Annotated in this window: 18 protein-coding genes; 12 read left to right on the plus strand and 6 right to left on the minus strand. The window is 69.7% G+C overall.

Annotation, left to right across the window (positions count from 1 at the left end):
* The first annotated feature begins 200 nt into the window (after nucleotides 1–200).
* From VF557_13220 to VF557_13265, 10 genes are all read left to right on the plus strand, one after another.
* On the plus strand, nucleotides 201–2,039 hold the full coding sequence (locus VF557_13220) for a malto-oligosyltrehalose trehalohydrolase (protein HEX8081164.1): 1,839 nt from the start codon (nucleotides 201–203) through the stop codon (nucleotides 2,037–2,039).
* A gap of 149 nt (nucleotides 2,040–2,188) precedes the next feature.
* Entirely contained in the window at nucleotides 2,189–4,006 is a 1,818-nt protein-coding gene (gene treS, locus VF557_13225) for a maltose alpha-D-glucosyltransferase (GenBank protein HEX8081165.1), read from the plus strand.
* Nucleotides 4,003–5,382, plus strand: coding sequence for an aminoglycoside phosphotransferase (locus VF557_13230; protein HEX8081166.1), 1,380 nt, complete (start codon nucleotides 4,003–4,005; stop codon nucleotides 5,380–5,382). The genes treS and VF557_13230 overlap by 4 nt, the downstream gene beginning before the upstream one ends.
* Entirely contained in the window at nucleotides 5,379–8,216 is a 2,838-nt protein-coding gene (gene glgB, locus VF557_13235) for a 1,4-alpha-glucan branching protein GlgB (protein ID HEX8081167.1), read from the plus strand. Before VF557_13230 ends, glgB begins: the two co-directional genes overlap by 4 nt.
* Nucleotides 8,217–8,355: 139 nt before the next feature.
* Nucleotides 8,356–8,934, plus strand: a complete 579-nt coding sequence (locus VF557_13240; GenBank protein HEX8081168.1) for a PadR family transcriptional regulator — start codon at nucleotides 8,356–8,358, stop codon at nucleotides 8,932–8,934.
* A gap of 10 nt (nucleotides 8,935–8,944) precedes the next feature.
* Nucleotides 8,945–9,739, plus strand: a complete 795-nt coding sequence (locus VF557_13245) for an ABC transporter ATP-binding protein (GenBank protein ID HEX8081169.1) — start codon at nucleotides 8,945–8,947, stop codon at nucleotides 9,737–9,739.
* Entirely contained in the window at nucleotides 9,736–12,417 is a 2,682-nt protein-coding gene (locus tag VF557_13250; protein HEX8081170.1) for an FtsX-like permease family protein, read from the plus strand. Before VF557_13245 ends, VF557_13250 begins: the two co-directional genes overlap by 4 nt.
* Before the next feature lie 198 nt (nucleotides 12,418–12,615).
* Nucleotides 12,616–13,419 (plus strand): hypothetical protein, encoded by an 804-nt coding sequence (locus VF557_13255; GenBank protein HEX8081171.1) that lies wholly within the window; start codon nucleotides 12,616–12,618, stop codon nucleotides 13,417–13,419.
* Between the two features lie 411 nt (nucleotides 13,420–13,830).
* Nucleotides 13,831–14,133 carry a hypothetical protein gene (locus VF557_13260; protein HEX8081172.1) on the plus strand — a complete coding sequence of 101 codons (303 nt, stop codon included), beginning with the start codon at nucleotides 13,831–13,833 and terminating at the stop codon, nucleotides 14,131–14,133.
* Between the two features lie 187 nt (nucleotides 14,134–14,320).
* Nucleotides 14,321–15,316, plus strand: coding sequence for a pirin family protein (locus tag VF557_13265; GenBank protein HEX8081173.1), 996 nt, complete (start codon nucleotides 14,321–14,323; stop codon nucleotides 15,314–15,316).
* A gap of 119 nt (nucleotides 15,317–15,435) precedes the next feature.
* Here the strand turns inward: VF557_13265 and VF557_13270 are convergent, their stop codons facing one another.
* The 5 genes from VF557_13270 to VF557_13290 form a co-directional block, all read right to left on the minus strand.
* A complete protein-coding gene (locus VF557_13270; GenBank protein ID HEX8081174.1) occupies nucleotides 15,436–16,671 on the minus strand; it encodes a DUF3152 domain-containing protein in 1,236 nt (411 codons plus the stop codon).
* A gap of 162 nt (nucleotides 16,672–16,833) precedes the next feature.
* Nucleotides 16,834–17,232 carry a hypothetical protein gene (locus tag VF557_13275; protein ID HEX8081175.1) on the minus strand — a complete coding sequence of 133 codons (399 nt, stop codon included), beginning with the start codon at nucleotides 17,230–17,232 and terminating at the stop codon, nucleotides 16,834–16,836.
* Between the two features lie 3 nt (nucleotides 17,233–17,235).
* Nucleotides 17,236–18,222, minus strand: coding sequence for a tetratricopeptide repeat protein (locus VF557_13280; GenBank protein ID HEX8081176.1), 987 nt, complete (start codon nucleotides 18,220–18,222; stop codon nucleotides 17,236–17,238).
* A gap of 125 nt (nucleotides 18,223–18,347) precedes the next feature.
* Entirely contained in the window at nucleotides 18,348–20,021 is a 1,674-nt protein-coding gene (locus VF557_13285) for a methylmalonyl-CoA mutase family protein (protein HEX8081177.1), read from the minus strand.
* A 77-nt stretch (nucleotides 20,022–20,098) separates the two neighbouring features.
* Nucleotides 20,099–20,971, minus strand: coding sequence for an aldo/keto reductase (locus VF557_13290; GenBank protein ID HEX8081178.1), 873 nt, complete (start codon nucleotides 20,969–20,971; stop codon nucleotides 20,099–20,101).
* Between the two features lie 183 nt (nucleotides 20,972–21,154).
* Here VF557_13290 and VF557_13295 point away from each other — a divergent pair, with 183 nt between their 5' ends.
* Together VF557_13295 and VF557_13300 are read left to right on the plus strand one after the other, a co-directional pair.
* Entirely contained in the window at nucleotides 21,155–21,325 is a 171-nt protein-coding gene (locus tag VF557_13295) for a hypothetical protein (GenBank protein HEX8081179.1), read from the plus strand.
* Between the two features lie 239 nt (nucleotides 21,326–21,564).
* Nucleotides 21,565–23,085 carry a DNA methyltransferase gene (locus VF557_13300; protein HEX8081180.1) on the plus strand — a complete coding sequence of 507 codons (1,521 nt, stop codon included), beginning with the start codon at nucleotides 21,565–21,567 and terminating at the stop codon, nucleotides 23,083–23,085.
* A gap of 57 nt (nucleotides 23,086–23,142) precedes the next feature.
* On the opposite strand, the gene VF557_13305 is transcribed toward VF557_13300, so the two are convergent.
* Complete coding sequence (locus VF557_13305) at nucleotides 23,143–23,655, minus strand: hypothetical protein (protein ID HEX8081181.1); 513 nt, start codon at nucleotides 23,653–23,655, stop codon at nucleotides 23,143–23,145.
* Between the last annotated feature and the right edge of the window lie 138 nt (nucleotides 23,656–23,793).

The raw sequence follows: 23,793 nt of genomic DNA on the forward strand, positions 1-23,793 counted from the left end.
CCCGCAGCACAGCCTGACCCGCAGCACAGCCTGACCCGCAGCACAGCCTGACCCGCAGCACAGCCTGACCCGCAGCACAGCCTGACCCGCAGCACAGCCTGACCCGCAGCACAGCCTGACCCGCAGCACAGCCTGACCCGCAGCACGGCCTGAACAGACAGGTGAAAGCATCGAGGCAAGAACGCGAGGCGAAGACGAGGATGCAACCCGCAGTGTGGGCTCCGTCGGCGACCCAGGTCCGGGCGGTCATCGGCGTCGAGGGCGACCGGATCGAGGAGCTGGCGCCGGACCCGGCCCGGCCGGGCTGGTGGCAGCTGGACGCCGAACTGGTGCCAGGCACCCGGTACGGCTACCTGCTCGACGACGAGGACACCCCGGTGCCCGACCCGCGCTCGCAGCGGCTGCCCGACGGCGTGCACGGCCTGAGCGAGGTCTATGACGAGACCGCCCATCACTGGCAGGACGGCGCCTGGACCGGCCGTCAACTGCCCGGAGCGGTGATCTACGAGCTGCACATCGGCACCTTCACCAAGGGCGCCACCCTGGACTCGGCGATCCAGCGGCTGGACCACCTGGTGGATCTGGGGATCACCCATGTCGAGCTGTTGCCGCTGAACGCGTTCAACGGCGTCTGGAACTGGGGCTACGACGGGGTCGCCTGGTACGCCGTGCACGAGGCCTACGGCGGCCCGGACGCGCTCAAGCGGTTCGTCGACGCCTGCCACCGGCACGGGCTGGCGGTCATCCTGGACGTGGTCTACAACCACCTCGGCCCCAGCGGCAACTACCTGCCCAAGTTCGGGCCCTACCTCAAGAGCGGGCGCAACACCTGGGGCGACCTGGTGAACCTGGACGGTCCGGGCAGCGAGGAGGTCCGCCGCTACATCCTGGACAACGCGCTGCGGTGGTTGCGCGACTTCCACATCGACGGCCTGCGGCTGGACGCGGTGCACGCCCTGGTCGACTCGTCCGAGACCCACCTGCTCAAGCAGCTGGGCATCGAGGTGGCCGAACTGAGCGCCCAGCTCGACCGCCCGCTGCCCCTGATCGCCGAGTCCGACCTCAACGACGCGATGCTGATCACCCCGCGCGAGGAGCCCGGCGGTTCGGAGGAGCACGGCGGTTCGGAGGAGCACGGCGGTTCGGATGAGCCCGGTGGTTCGGAGGAGCACGGCGGTTACGGGCTGGACGCCCAGTGGGACGACGACGTCCATCACGTCCTGCACGCGATGCTCTCCGGCGAGCGGCACGGCTATTACGCCGACTTCGGCTCGCTGCCCAGCCTTGCCAAGGTGTTCACCCGGGCGTTCTTCCACGACGGCACCTACTCCTCCTTCCGGGGCCGCAACCACGGCAAGCCGGTGGACACCGAACGCGTCCCCGGCTGGCGGTTCGTGGTCTTCATGCAGGACCACGACCAGGTCGGCAACCGGGCGGCCGGTGACCGGCTCCCCGAGATCACCACGCCGGGCCTGCTCAAGGTCGGCGCGGTGCTGCTGCTCAGCTCGCCGTTCACCCCGATGCTCTGGATGGGTGAGGAGTGGGCGGCCAGCACCCGGTGGCCGTTCTTCACCTCGCACCCGCAACCCGAGCTGGGCCAGGCGGTCAGCGAGGGCCGGCTGGCCGAGTTCGCCGACCACGGCTGGGACGTCTCGGCCATGGTCGACCCGCAGGACCCGGCCGCCTACCACGACTCGGTGCTGAACTGGGAAGAGGCCGAGACCGGCGAGCACGCCGAGATGCTCGAGCTGTACCGCACCCTCATCCGGCTGCGGCGCGAGGAGCCCAGCCTGGCCGAGCCCTGGCTCACGTCGGTCAAGGTGGACTACGACGAGGGCCACAACTGGGTGGTGGTGCATCGCGGCCCGCTGCGGGTGGTGGCCAACCTGGCCAGCCAGCAGCAGAGCGTGCCGGTGCCCGGGGCCAGCGAGATAATCTTCGCCACCGACGCCGCCAACCTGGTTCCCGACACCGCGGATCCGGCGGCCGGTGGCCTGCGGCTGGCTCCGGAATCAGCGGCTATCGTCCGGGTCGGCTGAGTCGTCGCGGAGCCCGGTCGACCGGCCCGGGTGTGCCCGGCGTGAGCGCTTACAGCACGTGGCAGACTCGGTTCACAGGCTGAGGGGAGCCAGGCCGCACACAGCGTGCGGCTTTGTCAGCGGTAGGTCAATCGTGAGGAGCGTCGGCATTGGAAACCGAACTGAACCATCCCGTCTCCGACGTGCCTGATCCCGAATGGTTCAAGCGCGCGGTGTTCTACGAAGTCCTCGTCAGGGGCTTCGCTGACTCCAACGGCGATGGCACCGGCGACCTCAAGGGCCTGACCGGCAAGCTCGACTACCTGCAGTGGCTCGGGGTGGACTGCCTCTGGCTGCCCCCGTTCTTCCCCTCACCGCTACGCGACGGCGGCTACGACGTCGCCGACTACACCGACGTGCTGCCCGAGTTCGGAACCATCGAGGACTTCCGGGACTTCCTCAACGCCGCTCACGACCGCGGCATCCGGGTGATCATCGACTTCGTCATGAACCACACCTCCGACCAGCATCCGTGGTTCCAGGAGTCGCGCAAGGATCCCGAGGGCCCGTACGGCGACTTCTACGTCTGGGCCGACGACGACACCCGCTACCCCGAGGCCCGGGTCATCTTCGTCGACACCGAGCCGTCGAACTGGACGTTCGACCCGGTGCGCAAGCAGTACTTCTGGCACCGGTTCTTCTCCCACCAGCCGGACCTGAACTTCGACAACCCCGCGGTGGTCGAGGCGATCATGGACGCGCTGCGGTTCTGGCTCGACCTGGGCATCGACGGCTTCCGGCTCGACGCGGTGCCCTACCTGTTCGTCCGGGACGGCACCAACGGCGAGAACCTGCCCGAGACCCACCAGGTCCTCAAGCAGATCCGCAAGGAGGTCGACGCCAACTACCCCGACCGGGTGCTGCTGTGCGAGGCCAACCAGTGGCCCAACGACGTGGTGGAGTACTTCGGCGACTACTCGGTCGGCGGCGACGAGTGCCACATGGCCTTCCACTTCCCGGTGATGCCGCGGATCTTCATGGCGGTCCGCCGCGAGAACCGGTACCCGATCTCGGAGATCCTGGCCCAGACCCCGCCGATCCCGGACAAGTGCCAGTGGGGGATCTTTCTGCGCAACCACGACGAGCTGACCCTGGAGATGGTCACCGACGAGGAACGCGACTACATGTGGAGCGAGTACGCCCAGGACCCGCGGATGAAGGCCAACATCGGGATCCGGCGGCGGCTCGCGCCGCTGCTGGACAACGACCTCAACCGGATCGAGCTGTTCACCGCGCTGCTGCTGTCGCTGCCCGGCTCGCCGGTGCTGTACTACGGCGACGAGATCGGGATGGGCGACAACATCTGGCTCGGTGACCGCGACGGCGTCCGGACCCCGATGCAGTGGACGCCCGACCGCAACGCCGGCTTCTCCAGTTGCGACCCGGGACGGCTATACCTGCCGGTCAACCTCGACTCGATCTATGGCTACCAGGTCACCAACGTCGAGTCCCAGACCCGCAACACCTCCTCGCTGCTGCACTGGACCCGGCGGATGATCGGCCTGCGCAAGGCCAATCCGGCCTTCGGCCTCGGCACCTTCACCGACCTGGGCGGGTCCAACCCGTGCGTGCTGTCCTTCGTCCGGGCCTTCGGCGACGACGTGGTGCTGTGCGTGAACAACCTGTCCCGGTTCCCGCAGGCGGTCGAGCTGGACCTGCGGGCCTGGCAGGGCTCCGAGCCGATCGAGATGACCGGCGGCAGCCACTTCCCGGCGATCGGCGAGTTGCCCTACCTGCTGACGGTGGCCGGCCACGGCTTCTACTGGCTGCGCATTCCGGTGCACCAGCTGCCCGGCGGCAGCGGCCTGCCGGCGGCTGCCGGAGTGCTGGACTGGCCCCAGGAAGGCGTGGAGCGGGCCCGCCGGGAGTGGGAGCAGCACGGCGACGCCAGATCGGGCGGCTCGGGCGAGAGAGGGGATGACCGATGAGGGTCGAGACCACCGAGGTGAGCCGGGTGTTGCGGGACTGGCTGACCCACCAGCGCTGGTTCGCGGGCAAGTCCCGGGAGTCGACGGTGCAGGCCCGGCTGCTGGCCACCCTGGCCGATCAGCCGCACCTGGTGCAGATCTGGCTGGCCGACGTCAGTTACGCCCAGGGCGTCGAGCATTACCAGGTGCCGCTGGTGCTGCGCACCGAGGCGGCCGAGCAGCTGAGCCATGCCTTCGTCGGCTCGGTCCCCGACGCCGACGGCGGGCGGCCCATCGAGCTCTACGACGCCCTGCACGACAAGGAGGTCACCGGGCTGTGGTTGCGGGCGATGGCCCAGCAGAGCACGGTGGACGGGGTGAGTTTCGTCCGGGTGGTCGAGCCCGAGGAGATCCCGGTTAGCGAGTGGAGCCTGGCGCTGAGCGCCGAGCAGTCCAACACCTCGCTGGTCTTCGGCGATGTGGCCATCATGAAGGTGTTCCGGCGGCTGGAAGCCGGCTTGAACCCCGACATCGAGATCCACGCCGCACTGGGCGAGCTGGGCGGCCGGCACGTGGCCAAGCTGATGGGCTACGTCACCGCCGAGCTGGACTCCGAGACCTGGAGCCTGGCGATGCTGCAGGAGTTCATGACGACGGCTTCGGACGGCTGGCAGCTGGCCACCAGCAGCGTCCGCGATCTGATGGCCGAGGCCGACCTGCACGCCGAGGAGGCGGGCGGTGACTTCGCCGCCGAGGCGAACCGGCTCGGGATCTCGACCGCCGAGGTGCACGCCGACCTGGCCGCCGCGTTCGGCATCACCGAGTTGGACCAGGCAGAGCTGGCCGACCGGGCGGCCGCCATGAACGCCCGGCTGATCGCGGCGCTGTCGGAGGTGCCGGAGCTGGCCGAGGTCGCCGACGGCCTGCGGCAGGCCTACGCCGAGTTCGCCGAGCTGCCCGGCAAGGTGCTGGCCCAACGGGTGCACGGCGACCTGCACCTCGGACAGGTGCTGCGGACCGCCTACCGCTGGGTGATCCTGGACTTCGAGGGCGAGCCGGCCAAGGCCATCAGTGACCGGCAGGCCCCCGACTCCCCCATCCGCGACGTCGCCGGCATGCTGCGCAGCTTCGACTACGCGGCCCGGCACCAGCTGATCGACATGGGCAGCACGCCGCAGTCGGAGTTCCGCGCCGCCGAGTGGGCTGAGCGCAACCGCGCCGCGTTCTGCGCCGGCTACGCCCAGGCCGGCGGCCAGGACCCGCAGGAAGCGGCCGTGCTGCTGCGCGCCTTCGAAGCCGACAAGGCCGTCTACGAGTCGGTGTACGAGGCCCGCAACCGCCCGAACTGGCTGCCCATCCCCCTGGCGTCCCTGCACCGATTGGCAGGCAAGGCATGAGCAAGAGGCAGAACCCCGCCGGCGGAGCCAAGAAGCCCGGGGCCTCGCCCGGGTCCGGCGCGGGGCCGAAACCGCCTCCCGCCACCGGCATCCCGCCCACCGCCGAGATCCCGCCCGCCGCCGCTGAGACGGCAGCCGCCGCCCAGGCGCCAGCCGCTGAGATCCCTCCCGCCGAGGCGCCAGCCGCCGAGATCCCGGCCGCCGAGGCGCCGGCCGCCGAGATCCCGACCGTCACCGGGCCGGCGACCACCGACATCTCCACCCCGCCGCAGCGGCCGGTCCCGAGCCCGAGCCCGGCCCAGACCCAGGGCACCGCGCCGGCGCCCGAGGAGCGGCCGGCCCCGGAGCCCAGCCAGCACGACCTGGAGCGGGTCGCCACCGGTACCCACTCCGGCCCGCATTCGGTCCTCGGCGCACACCCGGCCGGCTCGGGCAAGACCGCCATCCGCACCCTGCGCCCGGAGGCCAGCGCGGTCAGCGCGGTCATCAAGGGCGAGCGCTACCCGCTGGAGCAGCTGCATCCCGGCGGGGTCTTCGGCGCGGTGCTCGACGTCAGCCCGACCGACTACCGGCTCGAGGTCAGCTACGGCGACCAGAAGATCATCGTCGATGACCCGTACCGGTGGCTGCCCACGCTGGGCGAGCTGGACCTGCACCTGCTCGGCGAGGGCCGTCACGAGCAGCTGTGGGACGTCCTGGGCGCGCATGTGCGCAGCTACGACACGCCGTCCGGCCAGGTCACCGGCACCTCGTTCGCGGTCTGGGCGCCCAACGCGCGGGCCGTCCGGGTGGTCGGTGACTTCGACTACTGGTCGGGCCGGGCGTTCCCGATGCGCTCGATGGGCGGCCCCGGCATCTGGGAGCTGTTCGTGCCCGGGGTGGGCGACGGCTGCCGCTACAAGTTCCAGATCCTCGGCGCCGACGGCGAGTGGCGCGACAAGGCCGACCCGATGGCCTTTGCCACCGAGGTGCCACCGGCCACCGCCTCGGTGGTGTTCACCTCCTCCTACGTCTGGGGTGACAGCGACTGGCTGGCGGCCCGCGCGCAGACCGCCTGGCACGCCGCCCCGATGTCGATCTACGAGGTGCACCTGGGCTCGTGGCGGCTGGGGCTGAGCTATCGCGAGCTGGCCGAGCAACTGGTCGACTACGTCCGCGACACCGGCTTCACCCACGTCGAACTGCTGCCGGTGGCCGAGCACCCGTACGGCGGCTCGTGGGGTTACCAGGTCTCCTCCTACTTCGCCCCGACCTCTCGGTTCGGCAATCCGGACGACTTCCGCTACCTGGTCGACGCGCTGCACCAGGCCGGCATCGGCGTCATCGTGGACTGGGTGCCGGCGCACTTTCCGAAGGACTCGTTCGCGCTGGCCCGCTTCGACGGCACCCCGCTCTACGAGCACGCCGACCCGCGCCGGGGCGAGCAGCCGGACTGGGGCACCTACGTCTTCAACTTCGGGCGCAGCCAGGTCCGCAACTTCCTGGTCGCCAATGCCCTGTACTGGCTGGAGGAATACCACATCGACGGCCTGCGGGTGGACGCCGTGGCCTCGATGCTCTACCTGGACTACTCGCGCAAGGCCGGCGAGTGGCTGCCCAACATCCACGGCGGACGCGAGAACCTGGAGGCGGTCGCCTTCCTGCAGGAGATGAACGCCACCGTCTACAAGCGGGTGCCCGGCGTGATCACCGTCGCCGAGGAGTCGACGTCCTGGCCGGGCGTGACCCGCCCGACCCACCTGGGCGGTCTCGGTTTCGGCTTCAAGTGGAACATGGGCTGGATGCACGACACGCTCGGCTACATCGAGCACCAGCCGATCCACCGGCAGTTCCACCACCACGAGATGACGTTCTCGATGGTCTATGCCTACTCGGAGAACTACGTGCTGCCGTTCAGCCACGACGAGGTGGTGCATGGCAAGGGCTCGCTGCTGAACAAGATCCCCGGCGACCGCTGGCAGCAGATGGCGACGCTGCGGGCGCTGTATGCCTTCATGTGGGCCCATCCCGGCAAGCAGCTGATCTTTCAGGGCTCGGAGTTCGCCCAGGGCGGTGAGTGGAGCGAGGGCCGCACCCTGGACTGGTGGCTGCTCGACGGCGCCGATCATGCCGGCGTGCGCAGGGTGGTCAGCGATCTGAACCGGCTCTACCGCGGCGAGCGGGCGCTGTGGTCCCAGGACACGCTGCCGCAGGGCTTCGGCTGGATCGACGCCAACGACGCCAGCGGCAACGTGTTCTCGTTCCTGCGCTGGGGTGACGACGGCTCGGTGCTGGCGTGCGTGGTCAACTTCTCGGCCACGCCGCACGAGCACTACCGGCTGGGCCTGCCCCGCGAGGGCCGCTGGGACGAGGTGCTCAACACCGACGCCGAGATCTACGGCGGCTCCGGGGTGGGCAACCTGGGCGCGGTCACCGCCGCGGGCGGCAGCTGGCACGGCCAGCCCACCTCGGCGACCGTCCGGGTGCCGCCGCTGGGTGCGATCTGGTTGCGGTACGACGCCGCCACGTCGTTGGCCGGGGCGGGGCTCGCCGAGGCAGGGGTGGCCGATGTGGCGCAGACCGGCGCGGCGCTGGCCGACGCCGGCCAGGCTGAGCTGGGCCACGCTCCCGCTGGTCAACCTGGCACGGCGCAGGCCCGCGCGGCGCAGGCTGACGAAGCGCAGGCTGACACCGCGCAGGCCGACGCGGCGCAGGCTGACACCGCGCAGGCCGACGCGGCACAGGCCGACGCGGCACAGGCCGACGCGGCGCAGGCCGACGCGGCACAGGCTGACGAAGCCCAGGTCGACGCGGCCCGGATCGCGGACGAGCTGCCCGACCTCGATCAGCCCTAGGAGCCGCTGCACGCGCGCTCACTCACGACTGGGCCGCACACCCGGCGCTCAGATCCGGCGGCTTCGATAGTCCGAATTGCTTGACCTCGCGCCGAATACCGAGTATGCATACTCAGTATTCATCCCCTGAGGAGACGCCATGTCGGTCAAGCACGCGCTGCTCACCCTGCTGGACCGCGCTCCCATGCACGGCTACCAACTGCGCGCCGAGTTCGAGGCCTCCACCGGGGCGACCTGGCCGCTGAACATCGGCCAGGTGTACTCGACGCTGGCCAGGCTGGAACGCGACGGTCTGGTGACCCCGATCGAGGGCGGTGACGAGTCACAGCGGCTGTACGCGATCACCGAGGCCGGCCACGCCGAGGTGGCGAACTGGTTCAGCACCCCGGTGGCCGGTGAGCCGGCCCGCAACGAGGTGGCCATCAAGCTGGCCTTTGCCGCCGGCACGGCCGGACTCGACGTCGCCGAGGTGGTGCAGATCCAGCGCCGGGCCACCATCAAGGCGCTGCAGGACTACACCCGGGCCAGGGAACGGGCCGGGGCGGACCTGGCCTGGCAACTGGTCGCAGACTCGCTGATCTTCGCGGCCGAGGCCGAGATCCGCTGGCTCGATCACTGCGAGACCAGGCTGGCTCGCGCCGCCCGGACCAGGCCCGAGAACGGCTCGGGCGCACCGGTGGCCGCTGTGAGCGTCGAGCAGCCGGGCAGCCGTCGATGAGCGGCCGGCGATGAGCGGCCGGCGCAAGCGGCGCGACCAGGCCGGACCGCCGGTGGCCACCTTCGATGAGATCGGCTCCGCCAGCACCGCGGTGCTGGCGCTGCGCGAGGTGACCCGCACCTACGGCAGCGAAGAACTGGCGGTGCACGCCCTGGGCGGGATCACCCTCAGCGTCGCCGCCGGTGAACTGGTGGCGATCATGGGGCCCTCCGGCTCGGGCAAGTCCAGCCTGCTCGCCATCGCCGGCGGCCTGGACCGGCCCGGTTCCGGCGACGTCCTGCTCAGCGGCGAGAGCCTGCTGAACATGAGCCCGCGGCAACTGGCCGCACTGCGCCGCCGGTCGATCGGCTACGTCTTCCAGCGGCTGAACCTGATCCCGTCGCTGACCGCCGCCGAGAACGTCATGCTGCCTCGCGAGCTCGACGGGGTTCCGACCCGGCAGGCTCGCGCCGAGGCGGATGCGGCGCTGGACGAGGTGGGCCTGGCCGGGCTGGCCGACCGGTTTCCCGACGAGCTGTCGGGCGGCCAGCAGCAACGGGTTGCCATCGTCCGGGCGCTGATCGGCGACCGGAAGCTGATCCTGGCCGACGAGCCCACCGGGGCGCTGGACTCCCAGACCGGCGAGGACGTGCTGCGGTTGTTGCGGGCCCGCTGCGACGCCGGCGCGACCGGCCTGCTGGTGACCCACGACGCCCGGCATGCCGGCTGGGCCGACCGGGTGGTGTTCCTGCGCGACGGCGTGGTGATCGATCAGACCGAGCCCTCTCCCGACTCGGACTCGCTGCTCAGTCAGACCGGTCGATGACTCCGATCAGCCCGGCCTGGACGGCGCTGCTGCGGATGGGGCACCGCCAGGTCCGGCGCAACCGGCTGCGCAGCGTCCTGATCGTGGCGCTGATCGCCTTACCGGTCGCCTCGGTCACGCTGGCCGATGTGCTGATCCGCAGCACTCCACTGGACGCCGGACAGCGTGCCGAGAAGTTGCTGGGCAACGCCGACGCCCGGCTGCACTTTTACGACGACGAAGCGATCGTGCAGAGCCTGGACGGCCTGCAAGGCGGCTTGAACCTGCCGGGTTTCGGCTTCGGCTCCGTCGGTACCGGGGTGCCCTACAAACCGCCGAGCACGGCACAGGTGAGATCCTGGTTGCCGCGCAGCAGCCTGGTCCAGCCCGAGCGGAGCGAGCCGGCGGTGCTGAAGACCAGGGCCGGAGCCACCACCATCCAGCTGACCGGCCTGGACCTGACGGTCGCGGCCACCCGGCCGGCACTCACCCTGGTAGCCGGCTCTTGGTCGGCCGGACCGGCAGAGATCAGCCTCAGCGAGGACCTGGCCCGCACCGCCGGCCTGAGCGTCGGCGACACGGTGACCCTGCGGCAACCGGCGGCGACCCTGAAGCTGGTGGCCATCGTGCATGACCGGTACGCCCACCACTACCGGTTCGCGGCGGTCTCGCCGGCCACGCTGGCCACCCTGGTCCCCGCCACCCGGTCGGGCAACCCGAACAGCTGGATGGATGACCCGACCAGCTGGATCGTCGTGCAGCCCGGCGGCGTCAGCTGGAGCGATGTCCTGGAACTGAACCGGCACGGCCTGCTGGTCACCTCCCGGTCGGTGCTGCTCGACCCGCCCCCACCATCAGCGGTCCCCCGCCACCACCAGCAGCCGGCGGGCGGCACCAGCAGGTCCACCGTCTTGATCGGGGCCGGGGTCGGGCTTGCCGTCCTGCAACTGGCGCTGCTGGCCGGCCCGGCGTTCGCGGTCAGCGCGCGCCGTCGCCAGCACGACCTGGCGCTGATCGCGGCCATCGGCGGTGACCGCAAGGTGCTGCGGCGCACGCTGCTCGTCGAAAGCCTGGTACTCGGTGCGGTGGCCGGCGGGCTGGGCTGCGCGTTGGGCATCGCGACCGCGGTGGCCTACCGCGGCTGGCACGACGGCATCCTCGGACCGCTGCGGCTGCACCCTGCCGAGCTGGCCGGCATCGCCGTGCTGGGCCTGTGCTCGGCCATGGCCGGTGCGCTGTTACCGGCCCAGTGGGCTGCCCGCCTCGATGTGGTGGCGGCCCTGTCCGGCCGGCGAGGGGTCACCCGGACACCGTGGCGGCTGTCGCTGCTCGGACTGCTGGCAGTGGGAGCCGGCTTGCTGGTATGGGCGATCGGAATGTCACGGGGCGAGGTGCTGGTGATCCTGCCCGGCCTGGCGCTGTGCGAGCTGGGCGTGCTCGCCCTCACCCCGGGCCTGCTGCGCCTGGCCGGCCGGCTGGCGCCCCGGTTGCCGGTGGCAGTCCGGATCGCGTTGCGTGATGCGGCCCGCAGCCGCTCGGCGGCGGTGCCGGCACTTGCCGCGGTGCTGGCGGTGACGATCGCCAGCACCGCCATCGCGATCTACCTCTCGTCGGTGTCGGCGCGGGAGCGGATGCTGTACCGCCCGCAGTTGCCCTCGGGGGTGGCGCTGGTGCGTATCCCCGTTGACCGGCCGGACGCCGCGCCGCCAGCCGGCAAGGCGTTGGCCACCCACCTGGACACGCGGCGAACAGCCGTCCTGAACACCCCCGGCGGCTGCTCCGACTGTGGCGGGGTGAGCGTCCTGCGGCCAGAGGTCAACCGGTGCCCGGAACCCTACAACCGGCAGGATCTCCGCTGCCAGGACGCGGAGGTGCAGGGCTACGTCGCGTTCGACAGCCCGGTGCTGGTGCTCGATCCTGATCAACTGGCGGTCCTGGTAAGTGGGCCGGACCCCGCCGACGTGGCCGCGCTACGGGCCGGCAGCCTGCTGCTCACCTCGGCGCTGGATCTCACCGGTCCTGACCACGCCGTCATCACCAGCCAGGCCGACACCGAACCCGGAACCCTCAGGGTGCCGGCGGCGGTGCTGCGTTCGGCCACCGACTTCCACTTCTCCGCCGTGATGTCATCGGCCACCGCGGCCAAGCTGCGGTTTCAGGTGGTGCCGATCGCGGTGATCGCCCAGCTGGCCGGTCCGGCCACTGGCAGCCAGGAGGAGGCATTGACTGCCGCCCTGGCCGACAACGACCTGCAGGTGCAGATCGAGCACGGCTATGTCGACGACTTCCGCGCCGGCCTGCTGGCGACGCTGCTTGCTGCGCTGATCATCGCCATGGGCGCCACCGTCCTGGCCACCGCGCTGGCGGTGGTCGATTCCCGACCGGAGCTGGCGACGCTGTGGGCGATCGGGGCCAGTCCCGGGCTCCGGCGCCGGCTGAGCGTGGCCCGGGCCGGCGTGGTGGCCCTGCTCGGGGTGCTGGTCGGCACTGCATTGGGTTTCCTGCCACCGCTGGTGGTGATCGACGCCCGCCGGCGCACTGCGGGCCCGCCCGTCGATGACCCGTATCCGCTGTCTATCCCATGGTGGCCGAGCATCATCGGCACCGCCGTGCTGATCCCGCTGGCGGCCATGCTGATCGCGGGCCTGATGACCCGGGCCAGGCCGCCCGAACCACTGCGCGCCGGCAGTGCTCCGTGACGGGCGACCGACGCGCATCGGCAGTGCTCTGGAACTGGCGGCGCGCTTCCGGCCTTGAACTGATCGCGCCCAATGTCACGGATTGTGACTAACGTCGAACCCCTCCTAGCCGATTGGTTACTAACCGTAATCGATATCTCATGGAGGAGTTCGATGAATCGCTTGTCACGACCGGTTACCGCCGGCGTTGCATTTCTTGTGAGCTGCACAGTTCTCGGAGCCGGGGGCAGCGCCGTTGCCGCCGGTGGCCATGGCAAGGCGACCAGCAAGGTCACCGCCCACAGCAAGGCCACCGCCCACAGCAAGGTGACCAGCAAGCCGACCGCGCGCAAGCCGGTGGACAAGCTGGCCGGCGTACGCAAGGGCGCCACCAAGGCGCTGGCCGCCGACGCTGCCCGGCTGCGTCGGATCGCCGCCGCCGAAGCCGCCTCGACGATGCTGTCCGCCGACGACAAGGCCGCCCTGCTGGCGGCCACCACCGCCGCCGCCGCGGCGTTGAGCGCCGATGCCGGCGCGGTTGCCGCCGCGACCTCGGCGAAGGCCATCCAGGCCGCCGCCCAGGCCGGCACCCGCACCGTTCAGGGAGCTGACCTGCAGTTCAAGCTGGTCACCGCCGTCGCGCGGGCTGAGGGCATGGCCGCCGCACTGACTGCCGAGGCCACCGCCCTCAACGACCAGGCGACGGTCTTGGAGGCAGCGGGTACCGACATCAGCACCGTGGCCACCCCACTGGCCGGCGTTGCCACCCAGCTGGAGCTGGCCCTGGCAGCCGCTGAGAGCGCACGGGCCGGCGCGCTGGCGGTTCCGGCCGCGCCGAGCGCCGCACAGCTGCGTACGAGCAACGCCGGCGCTCGCGCCAGCCTGGCCGAGGCGGGGCTGTCTCTGGCCGCCGCGGTCCAGGGTCTAGCCGACGCCACCGCGGCGCTCGCCGCGCTCGAGGCCGCGGAGATGGAGCCGGCCCCGGAGCCCGAGCCAGCTCCGGAGCCCGAGCCGGCTCCCTGAGCCACGCTCCTGGATCCACGGAACACCGCTGACCGCCGTACCCGGGCTACTGGCCGGGTGCGGCGGTCAGTCTGGTTCGGCACGGACCACGAGAGATACTTCGCCGTATGCGCTGGCTTGAAGAGAGCAAGCCGCACACGGGCCGCTGTCCGACTGCGGTCACGACTGGGCTGAGCACCTTCCTTCCGAATCCTGCTCGGAGTGCCGTTACGAGATCGAGCACCAGGATCCGGACGCGCCTGCCTCGGCGTGCGAGCGCCCGATCCCGGGTTAGGAGTGGATTTGGTCGGGGTAGCTTCCCGGCGCCATTCGGCCCGGCATTCAGTGCGGGGCGTCACAGCGCCCGTCGCTTAGCTGCCGGCCCTCCCGGTCGATACAGCTACCACACGCACTTGACCTGGAGGGTCTTTGATGAGTCGCTCGTTTCGCCCGGTAGCCACGGGAATCACCGTTCTGCTGACCTGTGGAATCCTCGGCAGCGCCAGTCCCGCATTCGCCGAGAAGGTCGCGAAGCTGGGCACCGACGACAAGGTCGCGGTCATCGCTGTGGTCGACGACAAGGTCGCCAGGACCGATGACAAGGTTGCCGGCACCGACGACAAGGTCGCTGGCACCGACGACAAGGTTGCCGGCGTCACCGGCACCGATGACAAGGTCGCTTGCACGGACGACAAGGTCGCCGTTGTCACCGGCACCGACGACAAGGTCGCCTAGGTAATCGCGATACCGGGTCGCTGCGCCTGACGCGGGCGCGGCAGCCGGCTGTACCAACCCACGCCGCACATTGGAGCCGTTGACGCGACTCCGGTGTGCGGCGTGACGCACTATGGAATACATCCCACCGGGCCCAGGTTTGAGCATGTAGTTGCAGATGCAACGAAGCTTAGGAGGCTTGAGAGATATGGCAGCCGTTACCGCTGACACCATGACCCTGCCCCGGGTGACCGGAGCCGCGCTGGGTGACGTCGAGCGCCCGGTGCTCGCGGTGTCCTCCGCACCGGCCGGCATCGAGGGCGAAGGCTTTCCGGTGCGCCGGACGATGGCGGGCATCGATTACCGCTACCTGGACCCGTTCATCATGATGGACCACATGGGCGAGGTGGACTACGCCGCCGGCGAGCCCAAGGGAACCCACTGGCACCCGCACCGCGGCTTCGAGACGGTGACCTACCTGATCGAGGGCCAGTTCATCCACCAGGACACCCACGGTGGCGGCGGCGTGATCACCGAGGGCTCCACCCAGTGGATGACCGCCGGCGCGGGCCTGCTGCACATCGAGACCCCGCCGGAGAAGCTGGTCGAAGAGGGCGGGCTGTTCCACGGCTTCCAGCTGTGGGTGAACCTGCCGGCCAAGGACAAGTTCCTGACGCCGAACTACCAGGGCATCGAGGCCGGTCAGATCACCCTGCTGGCCAGTGCTGACGGCGGCTCGCTGCTGCGGGTCATCGCCGGCGAGATCGACGGGCATCAGGGCCCGGGATCCACGCACACCCCGATCACGCTGCTGCACGCCTCGATCGCGCCCGGCGCGCAGCTGTCACTGCCGTGGCAGCCCACCTACAACGCGCTCGGCTACGTGATGGCGGGTTCGGGGACGATCGGCCCGAAGGCCGAACCGATCCACGCCGGCCAGCTCGCGGTCTTCGGCCCCGGCGACCGGATCACCGTCAGCGCCGACACCCGCCAGGACACCCGGACCAGCTCGTTGGAGATCATCCTGCTGGGCGGCGAGCCGATCCGGGAGCCGATGGTGCAGTACGGCCCGTTCGTGATGAACACCCGCGCCGAGTTGCAGCAGACGCTGGCCGACTACCAGGCCGGCCGGCTGGGCGTGATCCCGCCGAACGCGATCATGCCCCACGTCCCGCACGGCCAGCGCAACCCGCTGGAGGACTGACCCGCGGCGAGGCCCGCGACCGGGACGGCGTCCGCAACTGGGACGGCGTCCTGGTCGCGGGTCAGCCCGGGCTGCTTGCGCTGGCCCGGCCAGCTCGCTCACCGGCTCCACCGCACTGATCAGGCGGGCACCAGCACCGTCCGGCAGCCGAGGGTGGCGGTGCTGCCGATGCCGTAGATGTTGCGCGCGTAGGCACACACCTCGTGCAGTCCGGGGTTGGCTCGCATCAGCACCTTGAAGCCGTGCGCGGCGCCCCAGCGCGGATAGCGCTCGGCCACGTCCTGCCTGGGCTGGTTCGCCCAGATGCCGACCTGGCCCCCTGGCCGCTGGTACACCGCCACCGGCACCGGCCGGACGCTGCTGTCGGGGTCAAGTGCCCAGCCGGTGACGAGAATGCCCTGCCCGGACGGCACCACCGAGTCCAGGTGCCCGATCGGGGTGCCGCTGACCAGCACCGTCCGGCAACCCAGCAGCACCGTAGCGCCGGCCCCGGCGGCGTTGTGCGCACGTACGCACACGGTGTGCCGGCCCGGACTCGCATTCAGCGTCAACCGGTAACCATGGTTGCTGCCGTATCCCGGATGGCTGCGGCCGACGTCGTCGCGCCGGCTGTCGGCCCGTACCGTGATCGCGCTGCTGTCCAGTTGGACGGTCACCAGGGTGGGCGCCGAGGTGTCCGGATCGATCGCCCAGCCACGTATGAAGATCGCCGCCAGCCCCGGCACCACGTTGTCCACGCTGCCCACCGGGTTGCCGGTGCGGATCGGCACGCCGCGCGAAGTGGCCAGCCGCTGTCGCTCGCTGGCGGTCGGCCAGGAGTTCGGACGGCAACCCTGCATCGAGATGGACTGCTGCTGCATCACCGGCGCCAGCTGGCCCGAGCCGCCGCAGAACGAATGCCCGAAGCCGAGCCAGTGGCCGGTCTCGTGGTTGAGGACCATGTGCCGGTAGCCGGCCAGCGAGGCTCCGGTGGCGTTCCAGGACGGCGAGCCGGTCAGCCAGCGGGTCTCGTTGATCACGACGTTGCGGCCCACTCTGCAGGAGTAGCTGCTGTCGCAGGGCGACCCGAAGCCGGGCACCCGGTTGGCGGCGGCCAGCCAGAGCGTGAAGTTCCCACCCGAGGCGACCCTGCGGAAGGCGATCGAGCCGCCGAGGTTCCATCCGCGCGAGTCGGCGTAGTTGCTCGCCGCCGCGGCCGCGAAGGATTCCAGGTTGCTGCTGTTCGCCAACCCGCGCACCTCGTAGGTGTAGACGATCTGGGGCGCGGCCGCGGCCGACGGCTGGCTGAAACCGACGAGGCAGCCGGCTACGCAGAGCAAGGCCACAGCCAGGGTTCGGATGGGTTGACGGTGCATCGACTACTCCTGCCGCCTCGAAGGCCTCGTGGGATCAGCCCGATGCTGCCAGCCGGGCCCACGCAGCTGCCAGGCGAACGAGGCCGACGTTGCCAATCCGTTGCCCAGCCGGCTGGGCGTCATCCCGCCGGACGATCATGCCGCAGGTGCCGCGCGGCAGCCTCACCGCCGCATGGCGGACAGGACATGGTCCGTCCCCCCATAGCTGATCGTCATGCGGCTCCTTTCGCGCCCGAGCCATGATCGTCCGGCCTCTAGTGAGAATTTTCCTTGCAGGTAGGTCGTTGCCAACCCCACCAGCTCTTCGAGAAGTCCTGCCTGTTCCGACGCCCCCAGCTCCAAGGAGAACAGCTGGTACCCGCGATCGACGTTGAGGGAGAAGACCTCGTCGCCCAACGTGATCCGAGCCCAGTGATCTGACCCGGAGCCTTGGGAGATGATCACCGCTGGGTACCTGCGCGATAGATCGACGTCAGCCCTGAAATCTCCATGCGGTCGAACAGCAGCTGCTATGAAGCTGCACATGGCCGATACAGGCATCGGCAGCAGCTCGTCATGCATCGTTCAGAACAGGGCGTTGGCCAGCTCGCGACGGGTCGGCGGCACCCGCGGGTCGTCCGGGCCGAGCAGTTCGAAGTACTCCACCAGCCGGTCCCGGACCGGCATCCGATCCTCGCCGCGCAGCCGCCGCACCAGCCCGACCAGCCGGCTGAAGGCAGCCTCGATCTGGTTGTTCGCCAGCTCGGCGTCGGCGGCGGCCAGCTGGGCCTCGACATTGTCCGGCTCCGCGGCCGCCACCTGCAGCGCGTCCCGCGGCAGGGCCGAGAGCCGGCGCAGCAGCCCGACCTGGCGCAGGGCCAACTGCGCTTCGACGTTGGCCGGCTCGGCGTTCAGGATCGCCTGGTAACGCTCGGCGGCCAGGTCGAAGTTCCCGGCCTCCAGCGCGTCCTCGGCGGCGGTGAACCGCTCGTCCTCAGGCGGCTCGGGGGCGGCGGCCGGGCCCGCCGTGCCGTCCGGAGCCCCGGCCACGGCGCCAGGACCTGCCAGGCCGGCCTGGCTGGCAGCCTGCAGCAGCGCCGTCAGGAACTCGCGCACCTGCGCCTCGGGCAGCGCCCCCTGGAAGCCCGGCACCAGCTGCCCGCCGATCACCGCGAAGACCGTGGGGATGCTCTGCACCTGCAGCATCTGCGCGATCCGCGGATTGGCCTCGACATCGACGGTGGCCAGCACCCAGCTGCCGCCGAACTCCTGGGCGAGGCGCTCCAGCAACGGTGAGAGCTGCTTGCACGGCTCGCACCAGTCCGCCCACAGGTCCAGCAGCACCGGCACCTGGAAGGAGCGGTCCAGCACCTCGGCCTGGAAGTTGGCCTCGGTCGCCACTACCACGAACTGCCCGGCCGACGGCGGCGGAGCGCTCGCGGCCCGGGCAGCGGCCTCCGAACGTGCCTTCACGGCGGCCAGGTCGACCGCCCCGGACATCGCCGCGACGGCGGCCGGTGACGGGGCGGGCGCAGCGGACTTGGAGCGGGCGGGACGGGAACCAGGACGCATGGCACTCATTTTTCCAGTCGCGGCTCAGCGACCGGTCAGCGGCCCGGGCGCCTCAGCACGCCAGGGCATTGACAAGCCGTTCACCGATCAGGACGGGGGTGTCGGAAGCGGGCAGGCCCGCGGTGTCAGAACCGGGCAGGCTCGCGGTGCTCGCCCCACAGCGGCTTGAACGCGTTGCAGATCTCGCCCAGGCTGGCCTCGGCGCGCACCGCGTCCAGCATGGCCGGCACGGTGTTCTCATCCGCCTCGGCAGCGGCCACCATCCGCTTCAGCGCCTCCTCGACGGCGGCGTCATCGCGCTCGGCACGCCGGCGCTGCACCAGCTCGCGCTGCTCCAGCTCGACCTCGTGGGACACCCGCAGGATCTCCAGCGGCTCGCCGTACTCGCCCTGGTGGACGTTGACCCCGACCACTCGCTTGTCGCCCTTCTCCAGCGCGACCTGGTAGCGGAAGGCGGACTCGGCGATCTCGCCGGTGAACCAGCCGTCCTCGATGCCGCGCAGCAGGCCGGCGGTCATGGTGCCGTCGCCGCCCATCTCCTTGATGTGGGCGAAGATCTTCTCCGCCTCGGCCTCGATCTTGTCGGTCAGCGCCTCGACGTACCACGAGCCACCGAGCGGGTCGGCGACGTTGAGCACGCCGATCTCCTCGGCGATCACCTGCTGGGTGCGCAGCGCGATCTGGGCGGACTTGTCGGTGGGCAGCGCCAGCACCTCGTCCAGGGCGTTGGTGTGCAGCGAGTTGGTGCCGCCCAGCACCGCGGCCAGCGCCTCGATGGCGGTCCGGACGATGTTGTTCTCCGGCTGCTGGGCGGTCAGCGACACCCCGGCGGTCTGGGTGTGGAACCGCAGCTGCTGAGCTTTCACGGTCTTGGCGCCGTAGACGTCGCGCAGCCACCGGGCCCAGATCCGCCGGGCTGCCCGGAACTTGGCGATCTCCTCGAAGAAGTCCAGGTGGGCGTCGAAGAAGAACGACAGGCCCGGCGCGAACTGCTCGATGTCCAGGCCGCGGGACAGGCCCAGCTCGACGTAGCCGAAGCCGTCGGCAAGGGTGAACGCCAGCTCCTGCGCGGCCGTGGCCCCGGCCTCACGGATGTGGTAGCCCGACACCGACAGCGGCTTGTAGGCCGGAATGCCCTCGGCGACGAACTCCATCAGGTCGCCGATCAGCTTCAGGTGCGGCTCCGGTGGGTAGATCCACTCCTTCTGGGCGATGTACTCCTTGTAGATGTCGGTCTGCAGGGTGCCGTTGAGCCGGGAGATGTCCACGCCCTGGCGCTCGGCGGCCACCATGTACATGCAGAACACCGGCACCGCCGGGCCCGAGATGGTCATCGAGGTGGTGACCGAGCCCAGGTCGATGCCGTCGAAGAGGGTGTCCATGTCGGCGGCCGTGTCGATGGCCACGCCGCAGTGCCCGACCTCGCCGAGGGCCCGCGGGTCATCGGAGTCCCGGCCCATCAGGGTCGGCATGTCGAAGGCGACCGACAGCCCGCCGCCACCGGAGGCCAGGATCATCTTGTAGCGCTCATTGGTCTGCTGGGCGTTGCCGAAGCCGGCGAACTGCCTGATCGTCCAGGGCTTGCCGCGGAAGCCGCTGGCGTGCAGGCCCCGGGTGAACGGAAACTCCCCCGGCCAGCCGATCCGCTCGAAACGGGGGTCGGAGCTGCCCTCGGGGGGTCCGTAGACCGGTTGCACCTCGACGCCGGACAGGGTGGTGAAATCGCGCTCGGCGATGCGGGACTTCTCGTAACGCTGCTGCCAGCGGGCGCGGCCCGCCTCGATCTGCTCGGGATCCATGAGCTGATACTACTAGGACGTCCGACTAATATGCTAGGACGTCCTAGTAGTCCTCAGCGTTCTCTTCACTGGGACGACTAGCGCACGGCCTCGGTCAGTTCGGCGACCTGCTCGTCGGTCAGCCGCAGGCCCGCGCCACCGATGTTCTCCTCCAGGTGACTCACCTTGGACGTGCCCGGGATCGGCAGGGTGACCGGCGACGTGGCCAGCAGCCAGGCCAGCGCCACCTGGGACGGCGTCGCCCCGGTCGCCCGCACCACGTGGTCGACCGCGCCGCCGGGCTTGGCCAGGTCACCGGCGGCGATCGGGTACCACGGGATGAAGCCGATGCCCTCGGCCTCGCAGTAGCGCAGCACATCCTCGGACTGCCGGTTGGCCAGGTTGTAGAGGTTCTGCACGGTCGCGATCTCGGCTATCTCGCGGGCTGCCTCGATCTCGGGGACGCTCACCTCGGACAGCCCGATGGCGCCGATCTTGCCCTCGTCCTGCAGCGCCTTGAGCTCGCCGACCTGATCGGCCAGCGGCACCTCGGCGTCGATCCGGTGCAGCTGGAACAGCTCGATCCGCTCCAGCTTCAGCCGGCGCAGCGACAGCTCGGCCTGCTGGCGCAGGTAGGCCGGCCGGCCCACCGGAGCCCACTGGTTCGGGCCGGAACGGGTCAGCCCGGCCTTGGTGGCGACCAGCACGTTGCCGGCGTAAGGGTGCAACGCCTCGGCGATGATCTCCTCGCTGGTCCCGGGGCCGTAGGAGTCGGCGGTGTCGATGAAGTCGACGCCCAGTTCGACCGCCCGGCGCAGCACCGCGACGCACTCGGCGCGATCGGCCGGCTCGCCCCAGATTCCCGGGCCGGTGATCCGCATCGCCCCGTACCCCAATCGATGGACGCTCCTGCCGGCGATCTCGAAGACGCCGGACTGGCTCGCGGGCGCAACGCTGTTCTCTACTGACACGACTTCTCGGTGATGTGTGACGTGAGGGACCCAAGGGCCGAAAGAACCGGTCAGGTCCGGTCAGGTCCGGTCAGGTCAGACCGGAGAGGTTGTCCGCCTAGAGCGGACAAGGCTGCATACTGAGGGGGCACGTTGCGCAAGACTGCGCAGGAATGCGCACCCGATGACGAGGGAGGGCAGCCGGTGGCTAGCAAGGCAGCCCGACGCCAGAACCCCGACGACAAGCCGCTAGGCCGGGACGACCGGGTGTCCTTCTACCCGATGGACCCCGAAGACGTGCTCAAGAAGCTCCTGCGAACGCCGCCGTCTGGCCGTGTCCAGGACAAGCCGTCCGGCGACAAGGGCAAGAAGTAGCGGCCAGACCGATGCGGTGACATCGCCTCTAAGGCGGTTGGGGCTGAAGTTACCGTAATGAACTTGTGTCCCCTTTCCCCGAGCGAAACCCTCAATGCGAGGTATAGCCTCGTTCGATCTGTCATGTCTGCGCCAGTCGATGGGGGTGCGTTGTGGGTCGCTTGTCAGGCTCTCTCGATACCGGCGTTCTGTACTGCGGCGACAATTTGGTTCGGCTGTCGGCTCTCCCGTCTGATTCCGTGGACCTCGTTTACCTTGACCCGCCTTTTTTCAGCAACCGCTTCTACGAAGTCATTTGGGGTGACGAGGCGGAGGTTCGGTCATTTGAGGACCGCTGGGAAGGCGGCATCCAGGTCTATATCGACTGGATGCGTCACCGCGTCTTGGAGATGTACCGGGTACTGAAAGACACCGGCTCGCTGTACCTACACTGCGACCCGCACGCCAGCCACTACCTGAAAGTCATGCTGGACGAGATTTTCGGAGTGGGCAACTTCCGAAACGAAATCATTTGGCGGCGTACCGGCGCTCATGGCAAAGCCCGCCGATTCAGTCCGATCCACGACACGATCCTGTACTACGTCAAGAGCAATCAGGCGACGTGGAACACGATCCGGCGGCCCTACATGCGCGGCCACGTCGAGCAGCACTTCGTAGAGGACGCCCTGGGCTGGCGCACGAACTACTACGGCAACGTCCTGACCGGCAGCGGCCGGCGCGGCGGTGAGTCGGGCCTGCCGTGGCGCGGGTATGACCCCTCGGCCAAGGACCGGCATTGGGCGATCCCCGGCGCGTTGTTAGAGGACTGCGGTGAGGACTTCACCGGCATGACCCAGCATCAGAAGCTAGACCGGCTGGCCGAGCTGGGCTTCATCACCTTCGTTCCGGGCGCGGCATGGCCGGGATACGAGCACCGGGTTACCCCGGCCGACGGCACTCCCGCCCCCGACATCTGGGCCTATCAGCCCTACACCGAGAGGACGGTGTTCGGCACCGATGCAGGGGTGGATGCCGACGTGCGTTGGCTGTCCACCCGGGACCGGGAGCGGCTTGGATACCCGACTCAGAAGCCGGAAGCGCTGCTTGAGCGGATCATCTCAGCCAGCACCAAAAAGGGCGATGTGGTGCTAGACCCGTTCTGCGGGTGCGGGACCACGGTTGCCGTCGCGCAGCGATTGGGACGGCAGTGGGTCGGTATCGACATCAGCCCCACAGCGGTCAACCTGATGTACCGACGGATCTACAAGCAGACGAACGGCAATGTCCGGCCGATCACTGAGGGCCTGCCGGTCGATGAGGACGCGCTACGCGCACTCAAGCCTTTCGAGTTCCAGAATTGGGTAATTCAGCAGTTCTTCGGCACCGCCTCACCGCGCAAGTCGCGGGATATGGGCATCGACGGTTTCTCATTCATGGTGCACGACCCGATCCAGGTCAAGCAGTCGGAAAAGGTCGGCCGCAATGTCGTGGACAATTTTGAGACGGCGATGAAGCGCAACGGTAGCGATAAGGGCTACATCGTCGCTTTCAGCTTCACCCGTGACGCCCGGGAAGAAGTCGCCCGCGCCCGGGTCAAGGACGGCTTGGACATCACCCTGCTCCGGGTGGCTGACGTGCTCAACCCGCCACCGCAGCGTGACCCGCTCTACCCGGTGCCCGCCACCGTGGCACAGATACCCCTCGCGCCACCTCGCCTGCCCAAGCTCAACCCGAGGGCTCAACAGCTCATCGACAGCGAGCGCCGCCTCATCAGCGCGTAGGCAGCAGAAAGCGGCGGATCAGGCGTTGGCCTGACCCGCCGCTCTCGGTCGGGGAAGCTACTCGACCAGGGTGAGCCTGACCTGGCGCGGTGCCCGCCAACCGTCGCCCACGTTCGCAGTCTGCGTCAGGTGAGCGGCCAGGTTGCGGATGATCGTCGCCGGGACGGTGCACCGGAACAGCTCCCCGGCGTCGTCCTCGGCCGGGTCGAACTCGATAGCGAGCCGGGTCTCATCGACGGTGCTGCCCCGCTCCTGGCCGAACCGGAACGGGCGCATCAGGTACGCCGAGAGGTAGCCCGGCCGCCCGTCGTCGGACAACGCGCCGAACCAGCCGTCATAGCTCCGGCACTCGGTGCGGTGGTGGTTGAGCGACGGGTACCCGTCGTCTTGGAACTGCGGGTGGCTGGCCCGGTCGGCGCACCAGTCCGCGCCGTAGTCGAACTGATAAGGGGCTCCGCTGTCGTCACCGACGACAGGTCGCCACGGTTGCTCCGGTGTGGGCACCCAGTCGCCCGGGGTGTCGCCAAACTCGGACGCGGTTGGGCCGGTATTGCCGTTACTGTGCTGCATTGGGTCGTACTCCTAGTCCCGATAGGTAGTGCGATCAAGGCCCTGGCCGGTGTTAGCGCACCGGCCGGGGCCGCCTAAGTCACTGCTCCAGCCCGTCACTCGACAGGGCTGCCCGTCTCCCTTCCGTCAGGTCATCAC

Origin of the sequence: Jatrophihabitans sp. (assembly GCA_036389035.1) — a bacterium.
GTDB lineage: Bacteria > Actinomycetota > Actinomycetes > Mycobacteriales > Jatrophihabitantaceae > Jatrophihabitans_A.